The sequence below is a fragment of the Salipiger mangrovisoli genome (assembly GCF_015223355.1).
Taxonomy (GTDB): domain Bacteria; phylum Pseudomonadota; class Alphaproteobacteria; order Rhodobacterales; family Rhodobacteraceae; genus Salipiger; species Salipiger mangrovisoli.
Genome location: NZ_JADFFK010000005.1, coordinates 124684 through 149733 on the forward strand (window position 1 = coordinate 124684; position 25050 = coordinate 149733).

27 protein-coding genes are annotated in these 25050 nt (G+C 66.6%); 17 read left to right on the plus strand and 10 right to left on the minus strand.

Annotated features, from left to right (window positions below):
* Window positions 1-5: 5 nt before the first annotated feature.
* The 4 genes from IQ782_RS08500 to IQ782_RS08515 all read right to left on the minus strand — a co-directional run bounded on the left by IQ782_RS08500 (window position 6) and on the right by IQ782_RS08515 (window position 3718).
* Entirely contained in the window at window positions 6-1007 is a 1002-nt protein-coding gene (locus tag IQ782_RS08500) for an isopenicillin N synthase family dioxygenase (RefSeq protein ID WP_194134198.1), read from the minus strand.
* A gap of 121 nt (window positions 1008-1128) precedes the next feature.
* Window positions 1129-1947, minus strand: a complete 819-nt coding sequence (locus IQ782_RS08505) for an ABC transporter permease (RefSeq protein WP_240989181.1) — start codon at window positions 1945-1947, stop codon at window positions 1129-1131.
* Window positions 1947-2723 (minus strand): ABC transporter ATP-binding protein, encoded by a 777-nt coding sequence (locus IQ782_RS08510; RefSeq protein ID WP_194134199.1) that lies wholly within the window; start codon window positions 2721-2723, stop codon window positions 1947-1949. The genes IQ782_RS08505 and IQ782_RS08510 overlap by 1 nt, the downstream gene beginning before the upstream one ends.
* Complete coding sequence (locus IQ782_RS08515; RefSeq protein WP_194134200.1) at window positions 2723-3718, minus strand: ABC transporter substrate-binding protein; 996 nt, start codon at window positions 3716-3718, stop codon at window positions 2723-2725. The genes IQ782_RS08510 and IQ782_RS08515 overlap by 1 nt, the downstream gene beginning before the upstream one ends.
* Between IQ782_RS08515 and IQ782_RS08520 the strand changes: the two genes are divergently transcribed.
* Entirely contained in the window at window positions 3717-3941 is a 225-nt protein-coding gene (locus IQ782_RS08520) for a hypothetical protein (protein WP_194134201.1), read from the plus strand. The two genes, IQ782_RS08515 and IQ782_RS08520, sit on opposite strands and share 2 nt — an antisense overlap.
* A gap of 347 nt (window positions 3942-4288) precedes the next feature.
* Here IQ782_RS08520 and IQ782_RS08525 read toward each other — a convergent pair whose 3' ends face one another.
* On the minus strand, window positions 4289-5197 hold the full coding sequence (locus IQ782_RS08525) for an AEC family transporter (RefSeq protein ID WP_194134202.1): 909 nt from the start codon (window positions 5195-5197) through the stop codon (window positions 4289-4291).
* A gap of 184 nt (window positions 5198-5381) precedes the next feature.
* Between IQ782_RS08525 and IQ782_RS08530 the strand changes: the two genes are divergently transcribed.
* A complete protein-coding gene (locus IQ782_RS08530) occupies window positions 5382-5843 on the plus strand; it encodes an Lrp/AsnC family transcriptional regulator (protein WP_194134203.1) in 462 nt (153 codons plus the stop codon).
* Window positions 5844-5847: 4 nt separating this feature from the next.
* Here the strand turns inward: IQ782_RS08530 and IQ782_RS08535 are convergent, their stop codons facing one another.
* Window positions 5848-7278 (minus strand): aminotransferase class V-fold PLP-dependent enzyme, encoded by a 1431-nt coding sequence (locus IQ782_RS08535; protein WP_194134204.1) that lies wholly within the window; start codon window positions 7276-7278, stop codon window positions 5848-5850.
* A 312-nt stretch (window positions 7279-7590) separates the two neighbouring features.
* On the opposite strand from IQ782_RS08535, the gene IQ782_RS08540 reads away from it, so the two are divergent.
* The 6 genes from IQ782_RS08540 to IQ782_RS08565 all read left to right on the plus strand — a co-directional run bounded on the left by IQ782_RS08540 (window position 7591) and on the right by IQ782_RS08565 (window position 14147).
* Window positions 7591-8505 (plus strand): LysR family transcriptional regulator, encoded by a 915-nt coding sequence (locus IQ782_RS08540; RefSeq protein ID WP_194134205.1) that lies wholly within the window; start codon window positions 7591-7593, stop codon window positions 8503-8505.
* 247 nt (window positions 8506-8752) lie between these two features.
* Window positions 8753-9910, plus strand: coding sequence for an ABC transporter substrate-binding protein (locus tag IQ782_RS08545; protein ID WP_240989182.1), 1158 nt, complete (start codon window positions 8753-8755; stop codon window positions 9908-9910).
* A 65-nt stretch (window positions 9911-9975) separates the two neighbouring features.
* Window positions 9976-10962 (plus strand): ABC transporter ATP-binding protein, encoded by a 987-nt coding sequence (locus tag IQ782_RS08550; protein ID WP_194134206.1) that lies wholly within the window; start codon window positions 9976-9978, stop codon window positions 10960-10962.
* Window positions 10959-11915 (plus strand): ABC transporter permease, encoded by a 957-nt coding sequence (locus IQ782_RS08555; protein ID WP_194134207.1) that lies wholly within the window; start codon window positions 10959-10961, stop codon window positions 11913-11915. The genes IQ782_RS08550 and IQ782_RS08555 overlap by 4 nt, the downstream gene beginning before the upstream one ends.
* On the plus strand, window positions 11905-12711 hold the full coding sequence (locus IQ782_RS08560) for an ABC transporter permease (protein WP_095883848.1): 807 nt from the start codon (window positions 11905-11907) through the stop codon (window positions 12709-12711). The genes IQ782_RS08555 and IQ782_RS08560 overlap by 11 nt, the downstream gene beginning before the upstream one ends.
* An 11-nt stretch (window positions 12712-12722) precedes the next feature.
* Window positions 12723-14147, plus strand: coding sequence for a gamma-aminobutyraldehyde dehydrogenase (locus tag IQ782_RS08565; protein WP_194134208.1), 1425 nt, complete (start codon window positions 12723-12725; stop codon window positions 14145-14147).
* A 33-nt stretch (window positions 14148-14180) separates the two neighbouring features.
* Here IQ782_RS08565 and IQ782_RS08570 read toward each other — a convergent pair whose 3' ends face one another.
* The 4 genes from IQ782_RS08570 to IQ782_RS08585 form a co-directional block, all read right to left on the minus strand.
* Window positions 14181-15089, minus strand: coding sequence for an MBL fold metallo-hydrolase (locus tag IQ782_RS08570; protein ID WP_194134209.1), 909 nt, complete (start codon window positions 15087-15089; stop codon window positions 14181-14183).
* Window positions 15090-15160: 71 nt separating this feature from the next.
* Window positions 15161-16198, minus strand: a complete 1038-nt coding sequence (locus IQ782_RS08575; RefSeq protein WP_194134210.1) for a YeeE/YedE family protein — start codon at window positions 16196-16198, stop codon at window positions 15161-15163.
* A 42-nt stretch (window positions 16199-16240) separates the two neighbouring features.
* Window positions 16241-16588, minus strand: a complete 348-nt coding sequence (locus IQ782_RS08580; RefSeq protein WP_194134211.1) for an ArsR/SmtB family transcription factor — start codon at window positions 16586-16588, stop codon at window positions 16241-16243.
* Window positions 16589-16593: 5 nt separating this feature from the next.
* A complete protein-coding gene (locus IQ782_RS08585; RefSeq protein WP_194134212.1) occupies window positions 16594-16950 on the minus strand; it encodes a thioredoxin domain-containing protein in 357 nt (118 codons plus the stop codon).
* Between the two features lie 88 nt (window positions 16951-17038).
* On the opposite strand from IQ782_RS08585, the gene IQ782_RS08590 reads away from it, so the two are divergent.
* From IQ782_RS08590 to IQ782_RS08630, 9 genes are all read left to right on the plus strand, one after another.
* Entirely contained in the window at window positions 17039-17773 is a 735-nt protein-coding gene (locus IQ782_RS08590; protein ID WP_194134213.1) for a cytochrome c biogenesis CcdA family protein, read from the plus strand.
* Between the two features lie 28 nt (window positions 17774-17801).
* Window positions 17802-18380, plus strand: coding sequence for a thioredoxin family protein (locus IQ782_RS08595; protein ID WP_194134214.1), 579 nt, complete (start codon window positions 17802-17804; stop codon window positions 18378-18380).
* Window positions 18381-18547: 167 nt separating this feature from the next.
* On the plus strand, window positions 18548-19027 hold the full coding sequence (gene soxX, locus IQ782_RS08600; RefSeq protein ID WP_194134215.1) for a sulfur oxidation c-type cytochrome SoxX: 480 nt from the start codon (window positions 18548-18550) through the stop codon (window positions 19025-19027).
* A 13-nt stretch (window positions 19028-19040) separates the two neighbouring features.
* Window positions 19041-19457, plus strand: coding sequence for a thiosulfate oxidation carrier protein SoxY (gene soxY, locus IQ782_RS08605; RefSeq protein ID WP_194134216.1), 417 nt, complete (start codon window positions 19041-19043; stop codon window positions 19455-19457).
* Between the two features lie 15 nt (window positions 19458-19472).
* Complete coding sequence (gene soxZ / locus IQ782_RS08610; RefSeq protein WP_194134217.1) at window positions 19473-19802, plus strand: thiosulfate oxidation carrier complex protein SoxZ; 330 nt, start codon at window positions 19473-19475, stop codon at window positions 19800-19802.
* A gap of 92 nt (window positions 19803-19894) precedes the next feature.
* The gene (gene soxA / locus IQ782_RS08615) at window positions 19895-20749 is read left to right on the plus strand and encodes a sulfur oxidation c-type cytochrome SoxA (RefSeq protein ID WP_194134218.1); all 855 of its coding nucleotides are present in this window, start codon (window positions 19895-19897) and stop codon (window positions 20747-20749) included.
* Between the two features lie 81 nt (window positions 20750-20830).
* The gene (gene soxB / locus IQ782_RS08620) at window positions 20831-22528 is read left to right on the plus strand and encodes a thiosulfohydrolase SoxB (RefSeq protein WP_194134219.1); all 1698 of its coding nucleotides are present in this window, start codon (window positions 20831-20833) and stop codon (window positions 22526-22528) included.
* A gap of 20 nt (window positions 22529-22548) precedes the next feature.
* On the plus strand, window positions 22549-23814 hold the full coding sequence (gene soxC, locus IQ782_RS08625; protein ID WP_240989183.1) for a sulfite dehydrogenase: 1266 nt from the start codon (window positions 22549-22551) through the stop codon (window positions 23812-23814).
* Window positions 23798-25036 (plus strand): c-type cytochrome, encoded by a 1239-nt coding sequence (locus tag IQ782_RS08630; protein WP_194134220.1) that lies wholly within the window; start codon window positions 23798-23800, stop codon window positions 25034-25036. Before soxC ends, IQ782_RS08630 begins: the two co-directional genes overlap by 17 nt.
* Window positions 25037-25050 lie beyond the last annotated feature (14 nt).

The window sequence follows — 25050 nt, forward strand, 5'->3', positions numbered from 1 at the left end:
ACGCCTTACTTCTTGGCCGCTTTGCTGGCGGCGAAGTTGGCGTTGATCCGCATGGTCAGGTAGTCACCCGCGGTGATCGGCTCGTACTTGCCGAGCGGGCCCTGCATCACCGCGTCGCGGTTGGCCTGGCAGAAGAACGGCAGCGACAGGCGGCGGCCCTTGTATTCGCCCTCGTGCGGCATGCGCACCCGGTGCAGGGTCGACTGCAGCTGATCGTCCGACCAGCGCATCAGCATGTCGCCGATGTTGCAGGTGATGTAGCCGCGGCGCGGCGGCACGTCGGTCCAGGCGTTCGATCCGGCGTCCTTGCCGGGGCAGACCTGCAACCCGCCTTCACCTTCCTTCTGGTGCAGGATGGTGAGGCAGTCGAAGTCGGAATGCGCCCCGGCGCGCCACGCCGTGAAGTCCTCGGGTTTGGCGTCTTCCATCGACATGTAGTGGATGAGGCGCAGGGTCGACTGGTACTGGTCGGACTCGGGGTCATGCGCATGGGTGAAGAAGTCCTCCGGAAAGCCCATCTTCAGCGCGAAGCACGACAGGATCCGCATGCCCAGCTCCCAGTTCTGCCGCTCGAACTTCAGCGCGCGCTCCTTGAAGCGGGGCAGTTCGTCCTCGGTCGGCCATTTGCCTTCCATCAGCGGGCGGGTGACCTGGTAGCTTTCCTTGTTGTCCGGCGTGCCGGTCGAGGGGCGCACCTGCGCCTTGAATTCCCAGCCGGCGTTGGTGCCCTTGGGCATCGGGTATTGCGCCTTCACCTCGGTCGGCAGCTCGAAAAACTCCCAGGCGGTGTCGAAGGCGGCGTCGATGTCTTCCTCGGGGATGCCATGGTTGTAGACCTGGAAGAAGCCGATGCCGGTCGAGGCCTCCCAGAGCGCATCGGCGATCTCGTGCTTGCGGGTCTCAAAGTCCGACAGGTCGATGGCGGGCACGTCGCGCTCGACGGTGCTGCCCATGCCGCCGATGGTGGTTTCCTTGTTCAGCTCGGCAAGGTCGTAACTGGTGCTCATTGCAGTCTCCAAAGTAGGTCGCCGGAGGGACCGGCAGGTTGGGGAGCAATGTCCGGGCCGGGGCCTGACTGCTTCTACTCCGGGGGATGCACCGGGCGGCGAACCGCGCGGCACGAAGGGGTCAGCGCTTGCGCGGCAGGCTCCAGGGGAAGAGCAGCTTCTGCGCCCAGCTCACCGCCTGGAACAGCGCCAGCGACATGCCGGCGAGGACGAAGAGCCCGGCCCAGGCCTGCGGCAGTTTGAACATCGAGGTCGAGAACTGGATGAAGTAGCCCACCCCCGCGTCCGAAGCGCAGAACTCGGCCACCACCGCGCCGATCACCGCCAGCGTCACCGAGATCTTCAATGCCGAGAAGATGTAGGGCACGGCAAAGGGCAGCCGGATCTGGGTGATCTCGCGGAAAGCCGGGGCGCGCAGGCTGCGCGACAGCTCGATCAGTTCCGGCGGCGTGGCGGCAAGGCCGGTCGCGGTCGAGACCACCAGCGGGAAGAAGCAGATCAGCGTGGTGATGACGATGCGCGGCGCGTCGCCAGCGCCCAGCACCACGATAATGATCGGCGCGATGGCGACCACGGGGGTGGACTGCACGATCACCAGCAGCGGATAGAGCGTGCGGTTGAGCGCGGGCGAGCGCACCAGCGCGATGGCCAGCGGGATGGCGATGGCGATGGCCAGCGCAAAGCCCAGCAGCGCCACCCGCAGCGTTGCCCAGACGTGGCCGACCCAGCGCTCTGCCCCGATGCTGGGGAAGGTCGAGAAGATCGCGCTCGGCGCGGGCAGCAGGTAGCTGGGGATGTTCAGCGTGCGGGCAGCCAGCTCCCAGAGCGCCACGGTGCCGAGGATGGTGAGGATCGCGGCGACACCGGGCGCCGCGAGGATGCGGCGCAGGTCGAGGCGTTTGCTTTCGGGCTTGGTGAAATCTGGCATCGAAAGGCTCATCAGGCGGCGTCCCTTTGCAGCAGCAGGTCCCGCAGGTGGGCGGCAAGCTCGGTCACGGCGGGATCCTTGATCGTCTCGCGGCCGCGCGGGCGGGCGACAGGCACCGGCAGCTCGGTCAGCACCGAACCGGGGCGGCCGGTCATCACCAGAACGCGGTCAGCCAGCAGCGCCGCCTCGCTGACGGAATGGGTGATGAAGACCACGGTTTTCGGCCGCTCGGAGAAGATCCGCAGCAGATCGAAGCCCATCTCCTCGCGGGTCAGCGCGTCGAGCGCCGAGAAGGGCTCGTCCATCAGCAGGATGTCGGGGTCCATGTGCAGCGCGCGGGCGATGCCGACGCGCTGCTGCATGCCGCCCGAAAGCTCGTCGGGCAGGCGCTTGCCGAAGCCCTCGAGCCCGACCATGCGCAAAAGCTCCTGCGCGCGGTCGCGGTCGTGGCTGCCCACCCGTCCGCGCTTGTGGCGGACGGGGAACATGACGTTGTCTTCGATGGTGGCCCAGGGCAGCAGCGTCGGTTTCTGGAAGACGATGCCGATATCCTCGCGCGGGCCATCGACCCGCCGCCCAAACACTTCGACGGCGCCCGACGTGGGTTCGAGCAGCCCGGCAATCATCCGCAGCAAGGTGGACTTGCCGCAACCCGAGGGGCCGAGCACCGCAAGAAACTCGTGCCGGGCAACCTCGAAGCTGACGTTGCGCAGGGCCTCCACCCGGCCCGAGCCGGTGTCGAAGACCTGCCCGAGATGGTCGAAGCGAATGGCGGCGGGCGTCTGCATCAGCCTTCCCCGCCGGGCTGGAAGTCGCGGGTGACGAAGCTCTCGGGCTCGGCCGCGGCCTCGTCGAGCCCTTGCGCCTTTGCCACGCGGGTCCAGGTGGCCGCGAGGCGACCCGGCTCGAACACGCCCAGCCCATCCGCGTCGGTGACGTCGTTGAAGATCAGGCCGAGCGTGTCACCCAGCGAGCCCAGAACGTCGTCCTGCCCCAGCTCGGGCACCATGTTGACCACCGATTGCGCAGCTGCTTCGGGGTTGGTCCTGCAGAACTCCACCGACTTCTTGAAGGCGGCGACGAAGCGCTTGGCCACGTCCGGGCGCTCGGCGAGGAAGGCGTCATTGGCAACCAGCGAGGCGGAGTAGAGTTCAAGCCCGGCCGCCGACCACGGCAACGCGATGATCTCCTTGCCCGCGTCCTTGCCCTGCTCGGTGTAGCGGGTGAGATCGGTCATCCAGGCGACGATGCCGTCGACCTGCCCCGTCATCAGCATCGGCCCGAGCGCGCCCGCGTCGGCCTTGGTCAGCTCGAAGTCGGCCTCGGTCAGCCCCACGTCCTCGAGCACCAGCGGCAGGTAGACGTTCGACGAGGTGAAGGGCGACGTCGCAACCTTCTTGCCCTTCACGTCGAGGACGCTGTCGAAACCGCTGCCCTTGACGGTGTAGAATGCGTGCGGCCCCTTGTTGAACACCGACAGCACGGCAGTCACGGCGACGCCTTCCTGCGCCTTGGCCGCCATCAGCGCGCCGATGTCTGCCGAGCCGATGTCAGACGACCCGGCGGCGAGACGCGAGATCGCATCCGACGAGCCGCGGCCCGAGGCGATGGTCACGTCGAGCCCCGCGTCGGCGCAGAAGCCCTGGTCGACGCAGACGTAGATGGGGGCCTTGTCACCGCCGGGCAGCCAGTCGAGCTGGTAGGTGACCGGATCCCCGGCGAGCGCGGTGGTCGCGGTCAGCGCGAACCCCAGGGCCGCGAGCGTGGTGGATGTGGATGGCATGAAAGCACTCTCCCTAGTGTGCGGATTTGTTGGACAGTTGCAGGCGATCGATCTCGGCCCGGTCGATCCCATCGTCGAGCATCCGGCCGCGGGCACAGCGCCGCCGTTCCGGATCTGCGCACGTCAGGCAGCCCCGGCACTTGTGCGCCACGAGATCGATATTATCGATTTTTTCTATTATAAGCAGATGGTTGATGGACATAGTCGGCCTCGTCAGCGGTGATCCTACTGGCGAGCAATGTCCTGGATTTGCTCCAGACCGCTTCTACTCGTGCCCTCATTTATGGAACACGTTTTCGGCTTCCATCAACGAGATTTGACGGGTTTTCATTGCGCACATAAATTGAACAAATTTCTTCGGTGCGAACCATCGGCACTTCGCGCCTATTCCCAATATATTGTTTTTATGTATTTAAATTTCAATACAGGCCAAGTTGCGCGCCAAGAAGGCCGGGTAAAGAGGCACAAACTTTAATCGTTCGGTTTTTTAGAACGCTTTCAGCGATAAATTCTGTCGTGCTCGCGTCCATTACGCGTGCTTCGCAAGGGACAGAAAATGCGTACGGCCGGTCAGCCCAGCCCGAGCACCAGCAGAACCAGGGGAATCGTCAGAACCCCTGCGAGGGTCTGGGCCGTCACCAGACCGGCCATCAGCGTGCCATCGCCCCCCATCTGGCGGGTCAGCACATAGGCCGTGGGCGCCGTCGGGATCGCCGAGAAGACCACAAGCACCAGCGCCTCCACCGTGCCGAGGCCGAAACCGCCTGCCACCAGAAACGCCAGACATGGCACCAGGAGCAGCCGCAGCGCCGAAGTCCCCGCCAGCGCCGAAAGGTCGCGCCGCATTGCGCGCGGCTGCAGCGCTGCCCCGACGCAGAGCAGGCCCAGCGGCAGGCTGCCCCGTGCCAACAACTCCAGGAACCTGTCGCCGCCAAAGGGCAGTCCTATCCCCGACAGGGCCAGCGCGATCCCCAGAAGACATGCAAGGATGAGCGGGTTGCGCAGCATTGTCCCGATCAGTCGGCCCGGATGGCGCAGCACCTCGGCCTCGCTCAGCGCCATGATCGACAGCACATTTACCAGAGGCACGGCCACCGCAAGGTAGACCGCCGCCCGCTCGACGCCCGCGGGCCCCGTCAGGCTCGCCGTGATCGCCAACCCCAGGTAGGTGTTGAAGCGTACCGCCCCCTGTAGCGCGGGGCCGAAGCGCGCGGCGGGCATCGGACAAAAGCGCCGCCACACCGCCAGACCAAGGCCGACAAGGCAGATGGTGACGATCGCGGCCCCGCCTAGGCGCAGGATCTGCGGGTCCCCCAGCGGGGCGCGCATAAGGCTCGAGACAAGCAGCGCCGGAAAGAGCAGCAGGTAGTTGAGCCGCTCCGCCGCGGGCCAGAAGGCCGGGTCAGGAAAGCCTTTCCGCGCCAGCACGAACCCCAGGCAGATCAAACCGAACAGCGGCCAGATTGTGATGAACAGCACGGCAAATTTCCAGTCGCGCGCCCGTGGCAGACGCCCGGACGGATGTGTCTCGTCGCCATCTCTATCGCGCAGCACGGCGGGTGTCGGCAAGGGTGATGGTTGCAGGGCACGTGGCATCCAAACCCTACACAAGCGAGGTAGAGGAGTATATGACTTCTCTCAATATCCACATTATGAGAATGAAATGCTCGACTCCTACGATCGGAAGATACTCGCGCTGCTCCAGCGCAATGCCGAGATGCCGGTTGCAGAAATCGCCGCCGAGATCGGGCTGACCAGCACGCCCTGCTGGCGGCGCATCCGCAAACTGGAGGAGCGCGGCTATTTCAAGCGCCGCGTGGCGCTGCTCGACGAGGCGAAGCTGAACGTCGGGGTCTCGGTCTTCATGGCGATCCGCACCAACCAGCACAGCCGCGAATGGTCCAGCGCCTTCGTCAAGGCGGCCGAGGAGATCCCCGAGATCGTCGACATCTTCCGGCTGGCGGGCGAGATCGACTACATGCTGCGGGTCGTGGTGCCTGACATCGCCACCTTCGATCGGGTCTACCAGCGGCTGATCCAGAAGGTCGAGATCCACGACGTCTCGTCGATGTTCGCCATGGAGACGATCAAGTCGAGCACCGAACTGCCGCTGGATTACGCCTGAGCGTTCAGGCCGCGCTGGCCGAGAAAATCGCCCGCGCGCCGTCCACCGTGTACCCCTCCACATACGCCACCGCGTCACGCGCCAGCGTGAGGACGCTTTGCAGGATGAAGTCCACCTCGGTCTCGCTCATCAGCACCGACAGGTTTAGACGAACGAAACCGGGCTTTTCGAGCTCCTGCCCCGAGAGGATCGCCGCGCGGGTCCGCGCCGCCGTCTCGGCATCATAGCCCAGCAGGCGCAGCACGTAGGGACCGGCGCAGGCGCAGCCGCCGCGGGCCTGAATGCCGAAGCGGTCGCTCAGCAACTTGGTCGCCAGCTGCTGGTGGATATAGCCGCCACGCGGATCGCGCAGGCGGAAGGAGAGCACCGGGAGCCGCGAGGCCCTGGTGTTTCCGAGCAGCTCGATGGCCGGCTCGTCCCGCCAGGCCGCGATGGCGCGGGTCGAAAGCTCGGCGTTGCGCTGCGCCATGCAGGCCGCGCCGATCTCTTCTTTCACGATCGCCGCCAATGCCGCCCGGAGGTCACCGATGACGTTGGGCGTGCCCGCCTCCTCGCGCGCCTCCAGAGCGTCCGAATAGTCATGTCCCTGCGCGGAAACGAAGCGCACGGTTCCGCCACCGACCCACGTCGGACGATCCGAGACCACCGCATCGCGGCGCAGGACCATGACACCCGAAGCCCCCGGCCCGCCGATGAACTTGTGGGGCGAAAACACCAGCGCGTCGATTCCCGCGCCCTGCTGATCCATCGCCATCGGCAGGTAGGGCCCGCCCCCGGCGTAATCCCAGACCATCAGCGCCCCGGCGGCCTTCACCCGGCAGGTGAGACCCGCGACATCGGCGATGATCCCCGTCACGTTCGAGGCAGCCGAGAAGGCGCAGATCACCCGGTCATACCGCGCGGCGTCCGCCAGCGCGGCATCGAGCGCGGCAAGCTCCGGCCCGCCCTCCTGTGCTTCGGGCAGCTCGACGACCTCGGCGCCGCTCTCGCGCCACGGCAGGATGTTGGAATGATGCTCGTAGGGGCCGAGGATGACCTTGACCCGGCCCCGATCCGCGCCAAGCAGATGCACCAGCCGGTTGAGCCCGGCGGTCGCTCCGCTGCCGGCGAAGATCACCGCATGGTCGGCGGTCGCACCACAATGCGCCGCGACCGTCGCGCGCGCGGCCCCGCGCAGCCGGGTCATGAAGCCGCCGCAGAACGAGGCCTCGGTGTGGCTGTTGGCGTAATAAGGAAGCACCTGCTCAAGAAGGAACATCTCGAGCGTCTTCAGCGCCCGGCCCGAGGCGACGTAGTCGGCATAGACCAGCGGCTTCGGCCCGAACGGGCCGTCGATCATCACGCCCTTGCCGACGAGATCCCCGGCCATCTCCGCCACCGGCGGCAGCGCGGCACGGAAGGAGGAGAGAAGGCTCGCGGGATCGGGACTGGGCATGGGGTCACTCTGCTGCTCGGAGGGGTCCGCACACGAGGCGCGGTTGCCGCCAGACTAGCATCGCGAGCCGAGCAGAGGGTTCCAATTTCATGCGCACTTTTGGCATCTTGGCGTCACCATATGCTACATCGGCGTGATTATTTGGAAGTCCATTGCTCATAATCTCCCGCAACGCACCTTCCTGTTCCAACATCCCCGACATCGCGGCCAGCTGGCAACGCAGCCGGCTGCACCGCCGCGCGTTCCCCGAGGAACAGGCTTGTGCGGTGCCCCGAAATCCCCCTTGAATGAGCGTGAGCAAGGGAGCGCGCCATGTCCTTTACCCTGAAACAACTCCGCTATTTCGTCGCCGTTGCCGAAAAGGGCTCGGTGATCGGCGCGGCGCAGACGCTGTCGATCTCGCAATCGGCGGTGACCGAGGCACTGAAGAACCTCGAGGCGGACCTCGGCGTCACGCTTTTCGAGCGCCACGCGCGCGGGCTCGACATCACCCACAGCGGCCACCAGTTCCTGCGCCATGCGACGAAAATCCTCTCGGACGTCTCGGGCGCGCGGCGGGCGTTCCAGCGTGCGCCGGGCACCACGCAGGGGCGGCTCAACATCGGGGTGACCTCGCTGATGGCGGGCTACGTGATGTCGGACCTGCTGTCGCGCTACCGGCGGATGAACCCGGCGGTCGAGGTCTCGGCGCTGGAGGATCAGGGCGAATACCTCGAGCACCTGCTGGTCGGCGGCGAGCTCGACGTGGCGGTGATGGTGATCTCGAACCTGCGCGACCGCATGGCGCTGCAATCCGAGATCCTCGACGTCTCGTCCTTCCGGCTCTGGCTGCCCTTGGGCCACAAGCTGACCGCGCGCGAGAGCATCGGGCTCGACGACGTGGCGCGCGAACAGCTGATCATGCTCAACGTCGACGAGATGGAGGAGGAGGCGGTGAAGCTGCTCTCGGCTTTCGGGCGCAAGCCGCAGATCGCCTTTCGCACGCGCTCGGTGGAAGCCGTGCGCAGCCTCGTCGCCACGGGCGCGGGCGTGGCGCTGCTGCCAGACCTCGTCTACCGTCCTTGGTCTCTGGATGGCGACCGGATCGAGAGCCGCGACGTCTCGGGCAGCCTGCCGATCGTGCAGGTGGGCATGGTCTGGCGCAAGGGCCTGCCGCTGTCGGAGGCGGTGCAGGATTTCCTGTCGCTGGCGCGGATGGGACAGGCCGAGAGGCCAGCGCGGTTCTGAAGGGCCTACCTATCGGTTTTTCCGAATGACCATTTCTGATTAATGAATTTGCGAATGCAGCGACGCCGTCTCATGATTTTCATGCGGAACAAGGGCACGTGGCCGAACGGCTGAAAGATGCCCCCGCGCCACGGCGCAGGCCGCCGTCGGCTCTACAACCAACAGCGAATTCCGGGCCGCCGCCCGCACCGGGGACGTGTCTCGCACGGCCATCGGCCTCATGCGGCCTGCCCGCAGGGAGAGTGCAATGACCAACCGTTTCATCACCGCCGTGGTGAGTGCGATCACCGCCGCCTCGCTGGCGACGAGCGCCGTGGCGCAGATGACCGAGATCGGCGAGGGCGAGGGCGCGCTGTCGATCGTCGCCTGGGCCGGCTACATCGAGCGCGGCGAGACAGATGCCGCCTTCGACTGGGTGACCAAGTTCGAGGAAGCGACCGCCTGCAAGGTCTCGGTGAAGACCGCCAACACCTCGGACGAGATGGTCGCCCTGATGAACGAGGGCGGCTTCGACTTGGTGACCGCCTCGGGCGACGCCTCGCTGCGGATGATCGCCGGCAAGCGGGTACAGCCGATCAACGTGGACCTCATCCCGTCCTGGAGCAAGGTGGACGACCGCCTGAAGGACGCGCCCTGGCACACGGTGAACGGCGAGCACTACGGCACCCCCTACATGTGGGGCCCGAACGTGCTGATGTACAACACCGAAGCCTTCCCCGAGGCGCCGACCTCGTGGAACGTGGTGTTCGAGGAGATGACGCTCGCGGACGGGTCGAGCAACAAGGGCCGGGTGCAGGCCTATGACGGGCCGATCCACATCGCCGACGCCGCCAACTACCTGATGGCGCACAAGCCCGAGCTGGGGATCACCGACCCCTACGAGCTGAACGCCGATCAATATGCCGCCGCGCTCGACCTGCTGCGCGTACAGCGCGAACTCGTCAGCCGCTACTGGCACGACGCCTTCATCCAGATCGACGACTTCAAGAACGAGGGCATCGTCGCCTCGGGTTCCTGGCCGTTCCAGGTGAACCTGCTGCAGGCCGACGGCGTGCCCGTCGCCTCGGTGATCCCCGAGGAAGGCGCGACCGGCTGGGCCGACACCACCATGCTGCACGCCGAGGCCGAGCACCCGAACTGCGCCTACAAGTGGATGGAGCACACGCTGTCGTCCAACCTGCAGTCCGACCTTTCGGTCTGGTTCGGCGCCGTGCCCTCGGTGCCCGCCGCCTGCTCGGATGGCTCGGGCATGCAGACCCAGGAAGGCTGCGACGCCAACGGCCTGTCGCAGTTCGACAAGATCAAGTTCTGGAAGACCCCGGTGGCCAACTGCGAGAGCCAGGGCGAATGCGTGCCCTATTACCGCTGGGTCTCCGACTACATCGGCGTGATCGGCGGCCGCTGATCGCCCTCCCCTGACCTTCCCCGCGCCGCCGCCAGCGGCGCGGGCACAAGAACCGGAATACTCCCATGCCAGCCGTGAGCTTCGACCACGTCTCCCGCCATTTCGGTGCGGTGAAGGCGGTGGATGACGTCATCCTCGACATTGCCGAAGGCGAGTTCTTCGCCATGCTGGGGCCCTCGGGCTCGGGCAAGACCACCTGCCTGCGGCTGATCGCCGGCTTCGAGCGCCCCACCGGGGGCGACATCCGCATCTTCGGCGAGCCCGTCGCCGATCTGCCGCCCTACAAGCGGCAGGTGAACACGGTGTTCCAGGATTACGCGCTCTTCCCGCACCTCAATGTCCGCGACAACGTCGCCTACGGGCTGATGATCGCCGGGCGCGGCAAGCGCGAGCGTCACGCCGAGGCCGAGGCGGCGCTCGAGATGGTGCGGCTCGGCGGCTATGGCAGCCGCAAGCCCTCCGAACTGTCGGGCGGTCAGCGCCAGCGCGTCGCGCTGGCGCGGGCGCTGGTCAACAAGCCCCGCGTGCTGCTGCTCGACGAGCCGCTGGGCGCGCTCGACCTCAAGCTGCGCGAGCAGATGCAGGAGGAACTGAAGACACTTCAGCGCCAGCTCGGCATCACCTTCGTCTTCGTCACCCACGATCAGGGCGAGGCGCTGTCGATGGCCGACCGCGTCGCCGTGTTCAACGACGGCAAGATCATCCAGGTCGGCAGCCCCGAGGACATCTACTTCCGCCCCGAGGTGCCCTTTGTCGCCGATTTCGTCGGCTCGTCGAACGTGCTGCCCGAGGCGCTGGTCGCGCGGCTGACCGGCGAGACCTGCCCCGCCGCGATCCGCCCCGAGCGGCTGCGGCTGACCTCCGAGGGGCCGCTGAAGGCGCGGGTGACCGGGCTCAGCTTCCTCGGCCTCAGCACGCGCGTGAGCTTCGATGCAGAGGGCACGCGGCTGACCGCGCTGCTGCCGCAGGACGTGGCCCGCCCGCGCGAGGGTGACGAGGTGGCGCTGAGCTGGGCGCCCGAGGATCTGCACCTGATGCGAGCCGGGGCATGACGGTGGTGCAAACGACCCCTTCCGCGCAGGCAGGTCCTTCCGATGGGCTGCTGACGCGGGTTTCGGACACGCTCTGGCGGCGTCCGACGCTGCTCCTGCTCATCCTGCTGACGCCGCCGGCGCTGTGGCTGGGGATCATCTACCTCGGCTCGCTCTTTGCGCTGCTGTTGCAGAGCTTCTTCTCGATCGATCACTTCACCGGGCTGATCAACCACGAGGTCACGCTGGCGACCTACGCCGAACTCTTCACCCCGGCGAACTTCGACATCATCCGCCGCACGGTGGGCATGGCGACCATCGTCACCCTCGCCTCCGCCGTGATCGCCTTCCCCATCGCCTATTACGCGGCGCGCTACGCCAAGGGGGCGTGGCGGGCGCTGTTCTACCTCGGCATCATGATGCCGCTGTGGTCGAGCTACCTGGTCAAGGTCTACGCCTGGAAGCTGATCCTCGCCAAGGAAGGCATCCTCACCTGGATCTTCGAGGGGCTGCACCTCACGTGGCTGCTCGACGCCTACCTCGCGCTGCCGGTCATCGGGGGCAACTCGCTGTCGGTGAGCCCGACGGGCACCTTCCTCGTCTTCGTCTACGTCTGGCTGCCCTACATGGTGCTGCCGATCCAGGCCGCGCTCGAGCGTGTGCCGGGCTCGATGCTCGAGGCCAGCGGCGATCTCGGCGCGACACCTGCGCAGACCTTCCGCCACGTGCTGCTGCCACTGGCGCTGCCGGGGGTGATCGCGGGCTCGATCTTCACCTTCTCGCTGACGCTCGGCGACTACATCATCCCGCAGATCATCGGCACCTCGCGGCTCTTCATCGGGCAGGCCGTCTACCAGCACCAGGGCATCGCCGGGAACATCCCGCTGGCCGCCGCCTTCGCCGTGGTGCCCATCGTCATCATGGGCGTCTACCTCTGGATCGCCAAGCGCATGGGGGCCTTCGATGCACTCTGACCGCGCCTCGCTCAAGCTCAAGATCGCCGCCGCCGCGGGGCTGCTGTTCCTGCACCTGCCGATCGCGCTGATCTTCGTCTACGCCTTCACCACGGAAGAGAAATCCTTCCAGTGGCCGCCGCCCGGCTACACGCTGAAGTGGTTCGCGGCGACATGGAACCGCCCCGACGTCTGGGAGGCGATGGCCCTCAGCCTGAAGGTCGCGGCAATCTCGACGCTGCTCGCCATGATCCTCGGCACGCTCTGCGCCGCCGCCGTGAGCCGCACGAAGTTCTTCGGCCGCGAGAGCATCTCGCTCTTGGTGATCCTGCCGATCGCTCTGCCCGGCGTGGTGACGGGGATTGCCCTGCGCTCGGCCTTCTCGATCGCCGAGGTGCCGTTCAGCACCTGGACCATCGTGCTCGGCCACGCGACCTTCTGCGTGGTGATCGTCTACAACAACGCCGTCGCCCGCTTCCGCCGCACCAGCGGCAGCCTCATCGAGGCCTCGATGGACCTCGGCGCCAACCTCTTCCAGACGCTGCGCCATGTGATCCTGCCCAATATCGCCACCGCGCTGGTGGTGGGCGGCATGCTCGCCTTCGCGCTCAGCTTCGACGAGGTCATCGTCACCACCTTCACCGCCGGACAGCAGCAGACGCTGCCGATCTGGATGCTCGAGGAACTGGTGCGCCCGCGCGAACGCCCGGTGACCAACGTGGTCGCCATGGTGGTGGTGCTGGTCACCCTGCTGCCCATCCTGGGCGCCTATTATCTCACCCGCGGGACCGAAGCGGTCGCCGGGCAAGGAAAATGACGGAGAACATCATGCAGACCAAGATGCTGATCGGCGGCGCTCAGGAAGCCGGCAGAGAGACCGAGGAAGCGGTTCTGAACCCGCGCACCGGCGAGCTGATCGTGAAGATGCCCGAGGCGGACATGGACCAGGTGAACCGCGCCGTGGCTGCCGCCCGCGCCGCCTTCCCAAGCTGGGCGCGCACCACGGCCGCGCACCGCTCGGGCCTGCTGCTGGCGCTGGCCGACGCCATCGAGGCGCGCGCCGAGGAGTTCGTGAAGCTGGAATCGCTCAACTGCGGCAAGCCGATCGAATGCGTGCGCAATGACGAGGTTCCCGCGGTGGCCGACTGCTTCCGCTTCTTCGCGGGCGCGGTGCGCAACATGCACGGGCCGGTGGCGGGCGAGTACATGGAGGGCCATACCTCGATGATCCGCCGCGATCCGATCGGTGTCGTCGCCTCGATCGCGCCGTGGAACTACCCGATGATGATGATGGCCTGGAAACTGGCCCCGGCGCTGGCGGGCGGCAACACGGTGGTGATGAAACCCTCGGAACAGACGCCGCTCACCGCGCTGCTGATGGCCGAGATCATCGCCGGCATCTTCCCGGCGGGCGTGGTCAACGTGATCGTCGGCCAGGGCGCCACGGTCGGCAATGCGCTGATCAACCACCCGCAGGTCGACATGGTGTCGATCACCGGCGACGTGGCGACCGGGCGCAAGGTGCTTCAGGCGGCCTCGAAGTCGGTCAAGCGCACGCATCTGGAACTGGGCGGCAAGGCCCCGGTGATTGTCATGGATGACGCCGATCTCGGCCGCGTGGTCGAGGGGCTGCGCGCCTTCGGCTACTACAATGCCGGTCAGGACTGCACCGCCGCCTGCCGGATCTACGCGGGGGCGAAGGTCTACGACAACCTCGTGGCGGACCTCTCGTCGGCCGTCTCCTCGATCACCTTCGACGATGCGGACGATACGAAGAACGAAATCCCGCCGCTGATCTCCATGCGCCAGCGCGACCGGGTGGCGAGCTTCGTGCAGCGCGCCTCGGAACTGAAGCACATCGAGGTGACCACCGGCGGCGCGCAACACGAGGGCTCGGGCTTCTACTACCGACCCACCGTCATCGCGGGCGCGCTGCAGGAGGACGAGATCGTCCAGCGCGAGGTTTTCGGCCCCGTCGTCTCGGTCACCCGTTTCGACGACGCCGATACCGCCGTGGCCTGGGCCAATGACAGCCAGTACGGGCTCGCCTCCTCGGTCTGGACCGAGAACATCGGCCGGGCGCTCGATATCTCGGCGCGGCTGCAATACGGCTGCACCTGGGTGAACACGCATTTCATGCTGGTCAACGAGATGCCGCACGGCGGACTCAAGCAGTCGGGCTACGGCAAGGACATGTCGATGTACGCGCTCGAGGATTACACCGTCGCGCGCCACGTGATGATCGCGCACTGAAAATCGGCAGGGGCGGCCTCGCCGCCCCGCGCCTCAGAGCGGCACGTAGCGGTAGCCGTCCCCGGCCCGCTCCACATGCCCCATGCCGCCCTGCGAGAGGTGGTAGCCGATCACCGGCACCTGCTCCCGCGCCAGCCGATCCATCAGCGCCACGCGGGTCTTCGCGCCCAGTTCCGGGTCCTGATCCGAGTTCGCCTCCCAGGCGGGACGGGCGAAAGCCACGTGGTCATTGCCGATGGCATCCCCGACGATCAGCACTTGCTCGCCCCCCTGCCGCAGCTCGAAACCCATGTGTCCGGGTGTGTGGCCAGGCAGGAGCATGGCTGTGAGGCCGGGCAGGATCTCGGTGCCATCCTCGAACCGCTCTATCCGGTCCTCGATTGCCTCCATCCGCCTCCGCGCACCGAGGGCGAAGAGCTGACGCTCTGCGCCAATGCTGTCCGCAGTCGCCGGATCCCACCAGTAGTCCCACTCGGCCCGGCCCATGAGGTAGCGCGCCTCGGGAAAGACCGGCTCGTCGAAGTCGTCGAGCAGCCCCCAGATGTGATCGGGGTGCGCATGGGTGAAGACCACCGCGGTCACCTGGTCCGGGGTGACGCCGACGGCCTCGAGATTGCCTTGCAGCGCGCCGGCGCTGTCCATGAAGTCCGGCCCCGCGCCGACGTCGAAGAGCACCGTCTGATCGCCGTGCTGCCAGAGGGTCACGTTGCACTCGGGCGTCAGGCGCTGGCGGTCGATGTGCCGCGCCGCGAGGATCGCTGCCAGCTCGGCTTCGGGCATGCCAGCGAAGATGAAGTCTCCGGGCAGCACCAGGTTGCCGTCGCTCACGGTGGTCAGCAGGCCGGTGCCGAGGGTCGCCTCGGCGATCAGCTTGCGGGGCAGCAGCGGCGCGAGGCCGGCAGCAGCGGCGGTTTGCAGCAGGTGCCTGCGGGTCAGTGGCATGGTCTCTCCTCCCATTCACACATTCGCATTCTATGATGCAAATTGCAGGACTGGAAGCGCCGAATGCGCCGCTACTCTGCGGGCGCGAAACCGACGATGAGCTGGCGCAGCCCGATGGCCGCGCCAGCGAAGATCGACAGCAGTGCCACGGGCGCGCTGAAGGACAGCAGCGAAAAGGCGCTGAGCCCCTGCCCGACGCTGCAGCCCGCGGCCAGCACCGCCCCCGGCCCCATCAGCGCCGCACCGAGGATCTGCCGTTTCAGCTCGCGCGGGTCCTCGCAGGCCTCCCAGCGGAACTGCCCCTTGCGCAGGGAGCCGAGGAAGGCCCCAAGCAGCACGCCGGTGACGGAGCCGACAGCAAAGCCGGGCGCCGCAGCCGAGGCGGTCATCAGCCACAGCAGGCTCTCGCCCAGCGGGCGGGCAAAGGAATGGCCTTCGACCGAGATGGCGCCGAAGCTCTGGGTGGCGGCGATCTGCGTGCCGACCCAGGCCGAGGTGACCGCAAGCCCGACGACGACGCCCCAGAAGACGTGCCGCCCCGCGCGCAGCATGCCGCCGCCCGACAGCGAGATCGCGATCAGCGCACCGCCCACCACCAGCCCGGTGAGCAGCGGTGCCCCGGTGAGCTGCGACAGCGCCTGCGGCGACGTGGCCGGGGTGTCGGGGAAGACGGTGATCCGCGCCAGTGCCAGCGGTCCGGAGAGGGTGACATAGGCTGTCAGCCCCATCACCACCACGATCACCAGCGCGCGCAGGTCTCCGCCGCCGAGCCGCGCCAAAGCGCCGTAGCCGCAGTTGCCCGAGAGCGCCATGCCATACCCGAAGAGCAGCCCGCCGAGCACCGTGCCGGGCAGCGACCATTGCCGCGAGAGATAGAAGGTCTGGCCCGCGTCGAGCCATCCTGCGGTGATCGCGACATGGGTGGCGATCACAGCCGTCCCGACCGCCAGCCCCCACATCCGCAGCCGCCGGGTGTCCGAGGAATAGAGCGCGTCCTCGATCGCGCCAAGCGTGCAGAAACGCCCGAGCCGCGCGGCGAGGCCGAGAACCATGCCACCCAGCAATCCAACCAGCGCCGCAAGCGCGGCGCCGTCACCAAAGTCGAACATTCCGACCGCCGCTCCCTTTCGACCCTCGGCCAACGCCTCCGGTCACTCCTCCCGACAGAACAGGTCGTATATGACTTCCATGATCTTCTTCGGCCGGTCGTCGGTCAAGGAATAGTAGATTGTCTTGCCGTCGCGACGGGGCGTGACCAGCCCCTCGAGACGCAGCCGTGAAAGCTGCTGCGAGACCGCCGACTGCCGCGCCGAAAGCAGGTCCTCGAGCTCGGTCACCGATTTCTCGCCCGAAGCGAGATGGCACAAGATCATCATGCGCCCGCCGTGGCTCATCGCCTTGAGCAGGTTCGAAGCCTCTTCGGCCTTCTGCATGAACCGGTCCATTTCCGGCTCGCTCATGCCCTCGTCGAAGACGTGGAGTTGGGCTGCGTTCGACATCGGCGTCATCCGTCTATCGTATTCGAGGCCGGAAGGTCCTCGATCAGTCGGGCAAGCAGTGCCCAGAAAAAGTCTTCTCCAGGATAGCCTTCGATTCGCCCGGTTTCCATCCCGTCCTGCACCAGCACGAAGGTCGGGGTGAAGGCGACGGGTCGCTGCAACACGATCTCCTCCGGCAGCGCCCGGATGTCGGCCCGGCGCAGCGGCGCGGCCTGTCCCTCGGCGGTCTTAGGGTAGATCGGTGCGATCTCGGCGTCCCAAGCCTCGCAATAGCGGCAGCCGACCTGCTCGGCCATGAGCAGCAGGGTCTCGGCGCAGAGTGGCGCGGGCAACAGCAGCAGGAGGCAGAGGAGAAATCGCATCGTCGGTCCATTCAGGGTGATTGACCGAAAGCATATCACATACGTAACGTAATATGCGAATATGTATTTGGAGAGGAGCGCCACGCGCATGTTCGATGTCACATTTCTGGGCGCTTTCATCGCCGGACTGCTGTCATTCCTGTCGCCCTGCATCCTGCCGATCGTGCCTTTCTACCTCTCCTACCTTGCCGGGCAGGGCGTGCATGTGGTCGCCGAAACCGGCGTCGTGCCGCCCGGACTGCGCCGCCGCGCGGTAACCGGGGCGGTGCTGTTTGCCCTCGGGGTGACCACCGTCTTCGTCGGGCTGGGGGCCACGGCGACGGTCTTCGGCCAGATGATGCGCGAATGGTTCGGCGTGCTGCGCTGGATCGCCGCGGGGCTCATCCTCCTGATGGGTCTTCATTTTCTCGGCGTGCTGCGCATCCCCTTGCTGTACCGCCAGGTGCGATCCGAAGCAGGCAAGGCCGGCGGGTTTCTCGGCGCCTATGTGATCGGCCTCGCCTTCGCGTTCGGCTGGACCCCCTGCGTCGGGCCGGTGCTGGCGGCCATCCTCTTTACCGCCGCCGGTCAGGACACGGCGCAGCACGGCGCGGGGCTGCTGCTCACCTATGGCGCGGGGATGACCCTGCCTTTCGTTCTGGCGGCCGCCTTCATCGGACCGTTCCTGCGCTTCATCGCCCGCTTCCGCCGCCACCTCGGCCGCGTCGAAAAGGCCATGGGCGTGTTGCTCATCCTGTTCGGCGTGCTGATCGCCACCAACAGCGTCAACCTGATCGCCGCTTGGCTCATCGACACCATCCCCTGGTTCAGCCGCATCGGCTGACCGGCCCCCACACCCAAGGAGCACGAAGATGACAAGACTGTTCCCCACGCTGGCTGCCGCTGCGCTCATCGCCTGCGCGTCCACCCTGCCCCTGCCCGCAGCACAGCTCGGCGACGACGGGCTGCACAAGGCGCCGTGGATGCACGACACCTTCAAGGATCTGCGCGAGGATCTGGCGGAAGCCAATGCCGCCGGTCAGCGTCTGCTGATTCTGATCGAACAACGCGGCTGCATCTACTGCACCAGAATGCACGAGGAGGTCTTCCCTCATCCGGAGATCGCGAAGATGCTGTCTGACGACTACTTCGTCATCCAGATCAATATGTTCGGCGATGTCGAGGTGACCGACTTCGATGGCACCTCGCTGCCGGAGAAGGACATGGTGCGGCGATGGGGGGTGCTGTTCACCCCGACGATGATCTTCCTGCCCGAAAAGACCGGAGAGATCCCCGCTCCGCAGGCCGCGGTCGCCATCATGCCCGGCGCCTTCGAGGCAGGCACCACCCGCCATCTGCTGCAATGGGTGCTGGAGAAAGGCTACGAGGGGGATGAGCCCTTCCAGAAGTACCATGCCCGAAAGATTGAGGAAGATCGCGCAAATAATTGAGAAACATAAATAATTATAGGAATCCCACCAAAGATCTCGACACCGCAGGATACCGCATTGAGCCAAAGTCGGACGGTAGACACATCTTTAAATTCATGGCTATGAATTTGTTGTTGCAAGAAGCTTGATGTGTGCCGTAGCATTCAGAACATGGAAGGGGAGGAGACATGAAAACCACGGTCGCACTTGCGTCCGTCATCGGGATCGTTGCGTCCGCCGCACTGGCCGACACCACCATCCCGGATGACGTCAGCTTCACGGAATACGGCGAGGTCGAGGCTTCGCTGACCGGCACTGCGGGCGATCCAGTTCGGGGCGCCGAGATCATGACAACCCGGTCGAAGGGCAACTGCGTAGCCTGCCATGCGGTCACCGCGCTCGCCGACGCACCTTTCCACGGCGAGGTCGGCCCGTCGCTCGACGGCGTAGGCGGCTATCGCTCGGAAGCCGAACTGCGCGGCATCGTCGCCAATGCCAAGAAGATGTTCGACGGCACCGTGATGCCCGCCTTCTACAAGACCAGCGGCTTCATCCGGCCCGGCGATGGCTACACCGGCAAGGCCGCACCCAATGACCTGCCGCCAATCCTCTCCGCCCAGGAGGTCGAGGACGTGGTGGCCTTCCTGATGACCCTTCAGGACAGCTGAGAGAGGAGACGGCATGAGCCTGACCAGACGAGACACATTCGGGCTTGCGCTCGGCGCCGCGGCGCTGACCGTCCTGCCCTTCCGCGCCAACGCCTCGGCCGAGGACCTGATCGCCGAGTTCACCGGCGGCGCAGCGACCGGCGACAGCGGCGTCGAGCTGACCGCGCCCGAGATCGCCGAGAACGGCAACACCGTGCCGATCAGCGTGGACGCGCCCGGCGCATCGGCGATCTTCGTGCTCGCTGCCGGCAACCCGACACCCGCGGTCGCGACCTTCGCCTTCGGCCCGCTGGCGGGCTCGCGCATGGCCTCGACCCGCATCCGGCTTGCCGGAACGCAGGAGGTCATTGCGGTGGCGAAACTCGAGGACGGCACGTTCGCGCGCACCGCCAAGACCGTGAAGGTCACCATCGGCGGCTGCGGCGGCTAACAGGAGACAAGACAGATGGCATCCGGAGTCAAACCCCGCGTCAAGGTCCCCAAGTCCGCTTCGGCGGGCGAGGTGGTAACCCTCAAGACGCTGATCAGCCACCCGATGGAGAGCGGCCAGCGCAAGGACAGCGACGGCAAGCTGATCCCGCGTTCGATCATCAACCGCTTCACCTGCGACTTCAACGGCCAGAACGTCATCGATGTGAAGATGGAACCCGCGATCTCGACCAACCCCTACTTCGAGTTCGAGGCGCTGGTGCCCGAGGCCGGTGAGTTCACCTTCACCTGGTACGACGACGACGGCTCGACCTACACCGACACCAAGCCGATCGAGATAGCCTGACACGCGGCCGGCCGCCCGGAGAGGAGCCGGGCGACCCGGAACCGTCTCGCCCGCCGCCATGCATGGCCGGGCCAACTTGAGGGAGGAGACATATGACACGCAAGGCGATTGCGCTCACCGCGCTCGCCCTGCTGGCCGCACCGCTGGTGGTGCAGGCCGGCGGGCCCGATGATGACGAGCTGATCATCAACGGCGAGATCGAGATCACCACCAAGGCCCCGGCACCCGAATTCCTGTCGGGCGTGATGGACGAGGTCATCTCGGGCTGGCACTTCCGCTCGGACGAGACCCAGGCGCTCGAGATGGATGACTTCGACAATCCCGGCATGATCTTCGTCGACAAGGCGCGGGAACAATGGGCCATGGTCGAGGGCAGCGAGGGCAAGAGCTGCGCTTCCTGCCACGGCGAGCCCGAGGACATGGCCGGGGTGAAGGCCACCTACCCCAAGTGGAACGACGCGGCCGAGGAAGTCCGCACCTTGCAGATGCAGGTGAACGGCTGCCGCACCGAGCACATGGGGGCCGAGGCCTGGAAATACGACGGGGTCGAGGCGATCAACATGGTGGCGCTGCTCTCGGCGGTCTCGCGCGGGATGCCGGTCGATGTGGCCATCGACGGCCCGGCGCAGGCGGTCTGGGAGCAGGGCAAGGAGCTTTACTACACCCGCACGGGTCAGCTCGAGCTTTCCTGCGCCAACTGCCACGAGCAGAATTACGGCAACTTCATCCGCGCCGATCACCTCAGCCAGGGTCAGATCAACGGCTTTCCGACATACCGGCTGAACAACGCGGCGCTCAACGGGGTGCACTCGCGCTTCAAGGGCTGCGTGCGCGACACCCGCGCCGAAACCTACGCAGCGGGCAGCCCGGAGTTCATCGCGCTCGAGCTCTACGTCGCCTCGCGGGGCAATGGTCTTTCGGTCGAGGGCCCCTCCGTCCGCAACTGACCCCGGCCCCGCGCGATGGCTCGTGCGGGGTTTCTTCCCCCTCGCAATTTCACGCGCCTGGATGCGCAAGAGGATACCCCGATGATCTCCCGACGTGATTTCCTCCAGGTCTCGATGGCTGCCGCGGCGCTCTATGGCGGCTCGGGCTTCGGCAACTGGGCGCGGCTCGCGGCGCAGCAGCGCCTGACGCAGGACGACCTGCTGGCCATGCCCACCTACGGGAACGTCTCGCTGATCCACATCACCGACATCCACGCGCAGCTGAAACCGATCTACTTCCGCGAGCCCTCGGTCAATATCGGCGTCGGCGGCAACCGCGGCGCGGTACCCCACCTGACCGGCGCGGAATTCCGCAAGATGTATGGCATCGCCGACGGCTCGCCGTCGCATTACGCGCTCTCCTCGGGGGACTTCGACGCCCTCGCCCGCGGCTACGGCCGCGTCGGCGGCATGGACCGGGTCGCCACCGTGGTGAAGCAGATCCGCTCGGAACGCCCCGACGCGCTGCTGCTCGACGGCGGCGACACATGGCACGGCAGCTACACCTGCTACCAGACCGCCGGGCAGGACTGCGTCAACGTGATGAACCTGCTGAAGCCCGACGCGATGACCTTCCACTGGGAGTTCACCCTCGGCTCCGAGCGGGTGCGCGAGATCGTCGAGGGGCTGCCCTTCGCCGCGCTTGGCCAGAACATCTTCGACGCCGAATGGGACGAGCCCGCCGAGCTATTCCAACCCTACAAGATGTTCGAGCGCGGCGGCGTGAAGATCGCGGTCATCGGCCAGGCCTTCCCCTACATGCCGATCGCCAACCCCGCGTGGATGTTCCCTGAGTATTCCTTCGGCATCCGCGACGAGCACATGCAGGAGATGGTCGACGAGGTGCGGGCGGACGGCGCCGAACTCGTTGTGGTTCTCAGCCACAACGGTTTCGACGTCGACAAGAAGATGGCCGAAAAGGTCACCGGCATCGACGTGCTGCTCTCGGGCCATACCCATGACGCACTGCCCGAGCCGGTGCTGGTGGGCGAGACGGTCCTCATTGCCTCTGGCTCCAACGGCAAGTTCGTCTCCCGCGTCGAACTCGACGTGCGGGACGGCCGGATGATGGGCTTCCGCCACAAGCTGATCCCGATCTTCTCGGACGTGATCGCCCCCGACCCCGAGATGACCGCGCTGATCGACGCCGAGCGCGCGCCCTTCGCGGACCAGCTGTCCGAGGTCATCGGCCACACCGACACCACGCTCTACCGCCGCGGCAATTTCAACGGCACCTGGGACGACCTGATCTGCGACGCGCTGCTCACCCAGCGCGACGCGCAGATCGCGCTCTCGCCCGGCGTGCGTTGGGGGCCGTCGCTGCTGGCGGGCGATCCGATCACCCGCGAGGACCTCTGGAACGTCACCTCGATGAGCTACCCCAAGGCCTACCGCTCCGAGATGACCGGCGCGTTCCTGAAGGTCGTTCTGGAAGACGTGGCCGACAACATCTTCAACCCCGATCCCTACTACCAGCAGGGCGGCGACATGGTCCGCGTCGGCGGCCTTGGTTACCGCATCGACGTCACCGCCCCGGCGGGTCAGCGCATCTCGGACATGGTGCTGCTGAAGACCGGCGAGGCGATCGACCCGGCCAAGAGCTACACCGTCGCCGGCTGGGCCAGCGTCAACGAGGGCACCGAGGGCCCGCCGATCTGGGACGTGGTGGAAAGCCACATCCGCAGCCTCGGCCGCGTGCAGCTGGGCGAGAACACCTCGGTAGAGGTGGTTGGCGCATGACGCAGGGCCCGGAGAGAACCATGGAAGAGAAAATGAGCGAGCCGAAGACGTCGCGCCGCGCCTTCCTGCAGGGGGCGGCCACGGTGGCCGTGACCGCAGGCGCCGCGCGCGCCGCCGAGCCCGATCCGCTGATCACCGAGGTGCAGCCCTGGGCTCAGGGCCTCGGCGAGGGCGTCGATGCCACCCCCTACGGGCTGCCGATCCGCTTCGAGGACGACGTGGTGCGCCGCAACGTGCCGTGGCTGACCGCCGACCCGATCAGCTCGATCAACTTCACGCCGATCCACGCGCTGGACGGCACGATCACCCCGCAGGGCTGCGCTTTCGAGCGGCACCACTCGGGGGCCATCGAACTCAGCAAGAGCGACTACCGGCTGATGATCAACGGGCTGGTCGATAGGCCGCTGGTCTTCACCTACGAGGATCTCGAGCGCTTCCCGCGCGAAAACCACGTGTATTTCTGCGAATGCGCCGCGAACACCGGCATGGAATGGGCGGGCGCGCAGCTCAACGGCGCGCAGTTCACCCATGGCATGATCCACAACATGGAGTACACCGGCGTGCCGCTGCGTACCCTGCTGCGCGAGGCGGGCCTGCCCGCCACGACGGGCAAGTGGGTCTACGTCGAGGGCGCCGATGCCTCGTCCAACGGCCGCTCGATCCCGATGGAAAAGGCGCTCGACGACGTGCTCGTCGCCTTCAAGGCCAATGGCGAGGCGCTGCGCAAGGAGCACGGCTACCCGGTGCGCCTCGTGGTGCCCGGCTGGGAAGGCAACATGTGGGTGAAATGGCTGCGCCGCATCGAGGTGCTGGACGGCCCGGTAGAGAGCCGCGAGGAAACCTCCAAGTACACCGACACGCTGGCTGACGGCACCTCGCGCAAGTGGACCTGGGTGATGGACGCGAAATCCGTCGTCACCTCTCCCAGCCCGCAGGCGCCGATCAAGCATGGCCACGGCCCGCTGGTGATCACCGGCCTTGCATGGTCCGGTCACGGCAGGATCACCCGCGTCGACGTCTCCACCGACGGCGGCAAGAACTGGCAGACCGCGCGGCTTGCTCGCGAGGGCGAGACCAAGGCGCTCACCCGCTTCTACCTCGACACCGAATGGACCGGCGAGGAGATGTTCCTGCAGTCCCGCGCCATGGACGAGACCGGCTACGTGCAGCCCACCAAGACGCAGCTGCGCGAGGTGCGCGGCGAGAACTCGGTCTACCACAACAACTGCATCCAGACCTGGTGGGTCAAACCGAACGGGGAGGCAGAAAATGTCGAAGTCTCTTAAACTCTACGGCAGCGTCTTCGGCGGCATCGCGGTCACCCTGACGGTCGCGGTCAACATGGCCGACCGTTTCGTGGCCGAGGCGCCCGAGGGGCTGCGCAGCCTGACCCCCCTTGAAGTCGCAGCGGACCCCGCGCCGATTGGCGGCCTTGTCGCTGTCGCCCATGCCGACGAGGCGCCCAAGGACGGCCCGCTCGGCATCGGCCGCGAGGCGCTGCCCGAGGAGGTCGCCGCCTGGAACCTCGACGTCTCGCCCGACGGCACCGGCCTGCCGCCCGGCAGCGGCTCTGTCGAGGATGGCGAGTTGCTGTTCTCCGAGAACTGCGCCTCCTGCCACGGCGAATTCGCCGAAGGGTCGGGCAACTGGCCCAAGCTCGCGGGTGGCGAGGACACGCTGGCCAACAAGGACCCGGTGAAGACCGTCGGCAGCTACTGGCCGCACCTGTCGACCGCCTGGGACTACGTGCACCGCTCGATGCCCTTCGGCAACGCGCAGTCGCTGGAGCCGGATGAGGTCTATGCCATCGTCGCCTACATCCTCTACTCGAACTTCATCGTCGACGAGGACTTCACCCTGTCGAACGAGAATTTCACCGAGGTGGTCATGCCCAACGTGGGCGGCTTCATCGTCGATGACCGCCCCGAGACGGAGTACCCGCGATGGACCGGCGAGCCCTGCATGACCGACTGCAAGGAAAGCGTCGAGATCACCATGCGCGCCACGGTGCTCGACGTGACCCCGGACCATGGCGGCGACGAAGGGGCAGCAGGGCCTGACGCGACGGACGCCCATCCGGATCAGGCCGAAGTGGCCTCCGCCGACACCGGCACCGAGGCCGCGGCGGTCGCGACGGACGCGGCCCCTGCCGCGTCCGAACCCGCACCGGCCCCCGCTGCCGCCGACCCCGAGCTGGTCGCCGCTGGCGAGAAGGTCTTCAAGAAGTGCATGTCCTGCCACGCGGTCGGCGACGGCGCGAAGAACAAGACCGGCCCCGAGCTCAACGGCGTGATCGGGCGCGGCATCGGGTCGGTCGATGGCTTCGGCTACTCGAAGGTCTTCGAGGAGGCCCATGGGGCTGGCGAGACATGGACGCCGGAACGCCTGCAGGCGTTCCTCGAAAAGCCGAAGGACTCGATGAAGGGCACCAAGATGTCCTTCCCCGGCCTGCGCAAAACCGAGGATATCGACGCCGTCATCGCCTATCTCTCGAGTTTCGCCAAATGACAGACGGCCCGGCC

What these genes read in the sequence shown, in the direction of transcription:
- IQ782_RS08500 (WP_194134198.1), bottom strand. Translation starts at nt 1,007, where the DNA reads ATGAGCACCAGTTACGACCTTGCCGAGCTGAACAAGGAAACCACCATC.
- IQ782_RS08505 (WP_240989181.1), bottom strand. Translation starts at nt 1,947, where the DNA reads ATGAGCCTTTCGATGCCAGATTTCACCAAGCCCGAAAGCAAACGCCTC.
- IQ782_RS08510 (WP_194134199.1), bottom strand. Translation starts at nt 2,723, where the DNA reads ATGCAGACGCCCGCCGCCATTCGCTTCGACCATCTCGGGCAGGTCTTC.
- IQ782_RS08520 (WP_194134201.1), top strand. Translation starts at nt 3,717, where the DNA reads ATGAAAGCACTCTCCCTAGTGTGCGGATTTGTTGGACAGTTGCAGGCG.
- IQ782_RS08515 (WP_194134200.1), bottom strand. Translation starts at nt 3,718, where the DNA reads ATGCCATCCACATCCACCACGCTCGCGGCCCTGGGGTTCGCGCTGACC.
- IQ782_RS08530 (WP_194134203.1), top strand. Translation starts at nt 5,382, where the DNA reads ATGCTCGACTCCTACGATCGGAAGATACTCGCGCTGCTCCAGCGCAAT.
- IQ782_RS08535 (WP_194134204.1), bottom strand. Translation starts at nt 7,278, where the DNA reads ATGCCCAGTCCCGATCCCGCGAGCCTTCTCTCCTCCTTCCGTGCCGCG.
- IQ782_RS08540 (WP_194134205.1), top strand. Translation starts at nt 7,591, where the DNA reads ATGTCCTTTACCCTGAAACAACTCCGCTATTTCGTCGCCGTTGCCGAA.
- IQ782_RS08545 (WP_240989182.1), top strand. Translation starts at nt 8,753, where the DNA reads ATGACCAACCGTTTCATCACCGCCGTGGTGAGTGCGATCACCGCCGCC.
- IQ782_RS08550 (WP_194134206.1), top strand. Translation starts at nt 9,976, where the DNA reads ATGCCAGCCGTGAGCTTCGACCACGTCTCCCGCCATTTCGGTGCGGTG.
- IQ782_RS08555 (WP_194134207.1), top strand. Translation starts at nt 10,959, where the DNA reads ATGACGGTGGTGCAAACGACCCCTTCCGCGCAGGCAGGTCCTTCCGAT.
- IQ782_RS08560 (WP_095883848.1), top strand. Translation starts at nt 11,905, where the DNA reads ATGCACTCTGACCGCGCCTCGCTCAAGCTCAAGATCGCCGCCGCCGCG.
- IQ782_RS08565 (WP_194134208.1), top strand. Translation starts at nt 12,723, where the DNA reads ATGCAGACCAAGATGCTGATCGGCGGCGCTCAGGAAGCCGGCAGAGAG.
- IQ782_RS08570 (WP_194134209.1), bottom strand. Translation starts at nt 15,089, where the DNA reads ATGCCACTGACCCGCAGGCACCTGCTGCAAACCGCCGCTGCTGCCGGC.
- IQ782_RS08575 (WP_194134210.1), bottom strand. Translation starts at nt 16,198, where the DNA reads ATGTTCGACTTTGGTGACGGCGCCGCGCTTGCGGCGCTGGTTGGATTG.
- IQ782_RS08580 (WP_194134211.1), bottom strand. Translation starts at nt 16,588, where the DNA reads ATGTCGAACGCAGCCCAACTCCACGTCTTCGACGAGGGCATGAGCGAG.
- IQ782_RS08585 (WP_194134212.1), bottom strand. Translation starts at nt 16,950, where the DNA reads ATGCGATTTCTCCTCTGCCTCCTGCTGCTGTTGCCCGCGCCACTCTGC.
- IQ782_RS08590 (WP_194134213.1), top strand. Translation starts at nt 17,039, where the DNA reads ATGTTCGATGTCACATTTCTGGGCGCTTTCATCGCCGGACTGCTGTCA.
- IQ782_RS08595 (WP_194134214.1), top strand. Translation starts at nt 17,802, where the DNA reads ATGACAAGACTGTTCCCCACGCTGGCTGCCGCTGCGCTCATCGCCTGC.
- soxX (WP_194134215.1), top strand. Translation starts at nt 18,548, where the DNA reads ATGAAAACCACGGTCGCACTTGCGTCCGTCATCGGGATCGTTGCGTCC.
- soxY (WP_194134216.1), top strand. Translation starts at nt 19,041, where the DNA reads ATGAGCCTGACCAGACGAGACACATTCGGGCTTGCGCTCGGCGCCGCG.
- soxZ (WP_194134217.1), top strand. Translation starts at nt 19,473, where the DNA reads ATGGCATCCGGAGTCAAACCCCGCGTCAAGGTCCCCAAGTCCGCTTCG.
- soxA (WP_194134218.1), top strand. Translation starts at nt 19,895, where the DNA reads ATGACACGCAAGGCGATTGCGCTCACCGCGCTCGCCCTGCTGGCCGCA.
- soxB (WP_194134219.1), top strand. Translation starts at nt 20,831, where the DNA reads ATGATCTCCCGACGTGATTTCCTCCAGGTCTCGATGGCTGCCGCGGCG.
- soxC (WP_240989183.1), top strand. Translation starts at nt 22,549, where the DNA reads ATGGAAGAGAAAATGAGCGAGCCGAAGACGTCGCGCCGCGCCTTCCTG.
- IQ782_RS08630 (WP_194134220.1), top strand. Translation starts at nt 23,798, where the DNA reads ATGTCGAAGTCTCTTAAACTCTACGGCAGCGTCTTCGGCGGCATCGCG.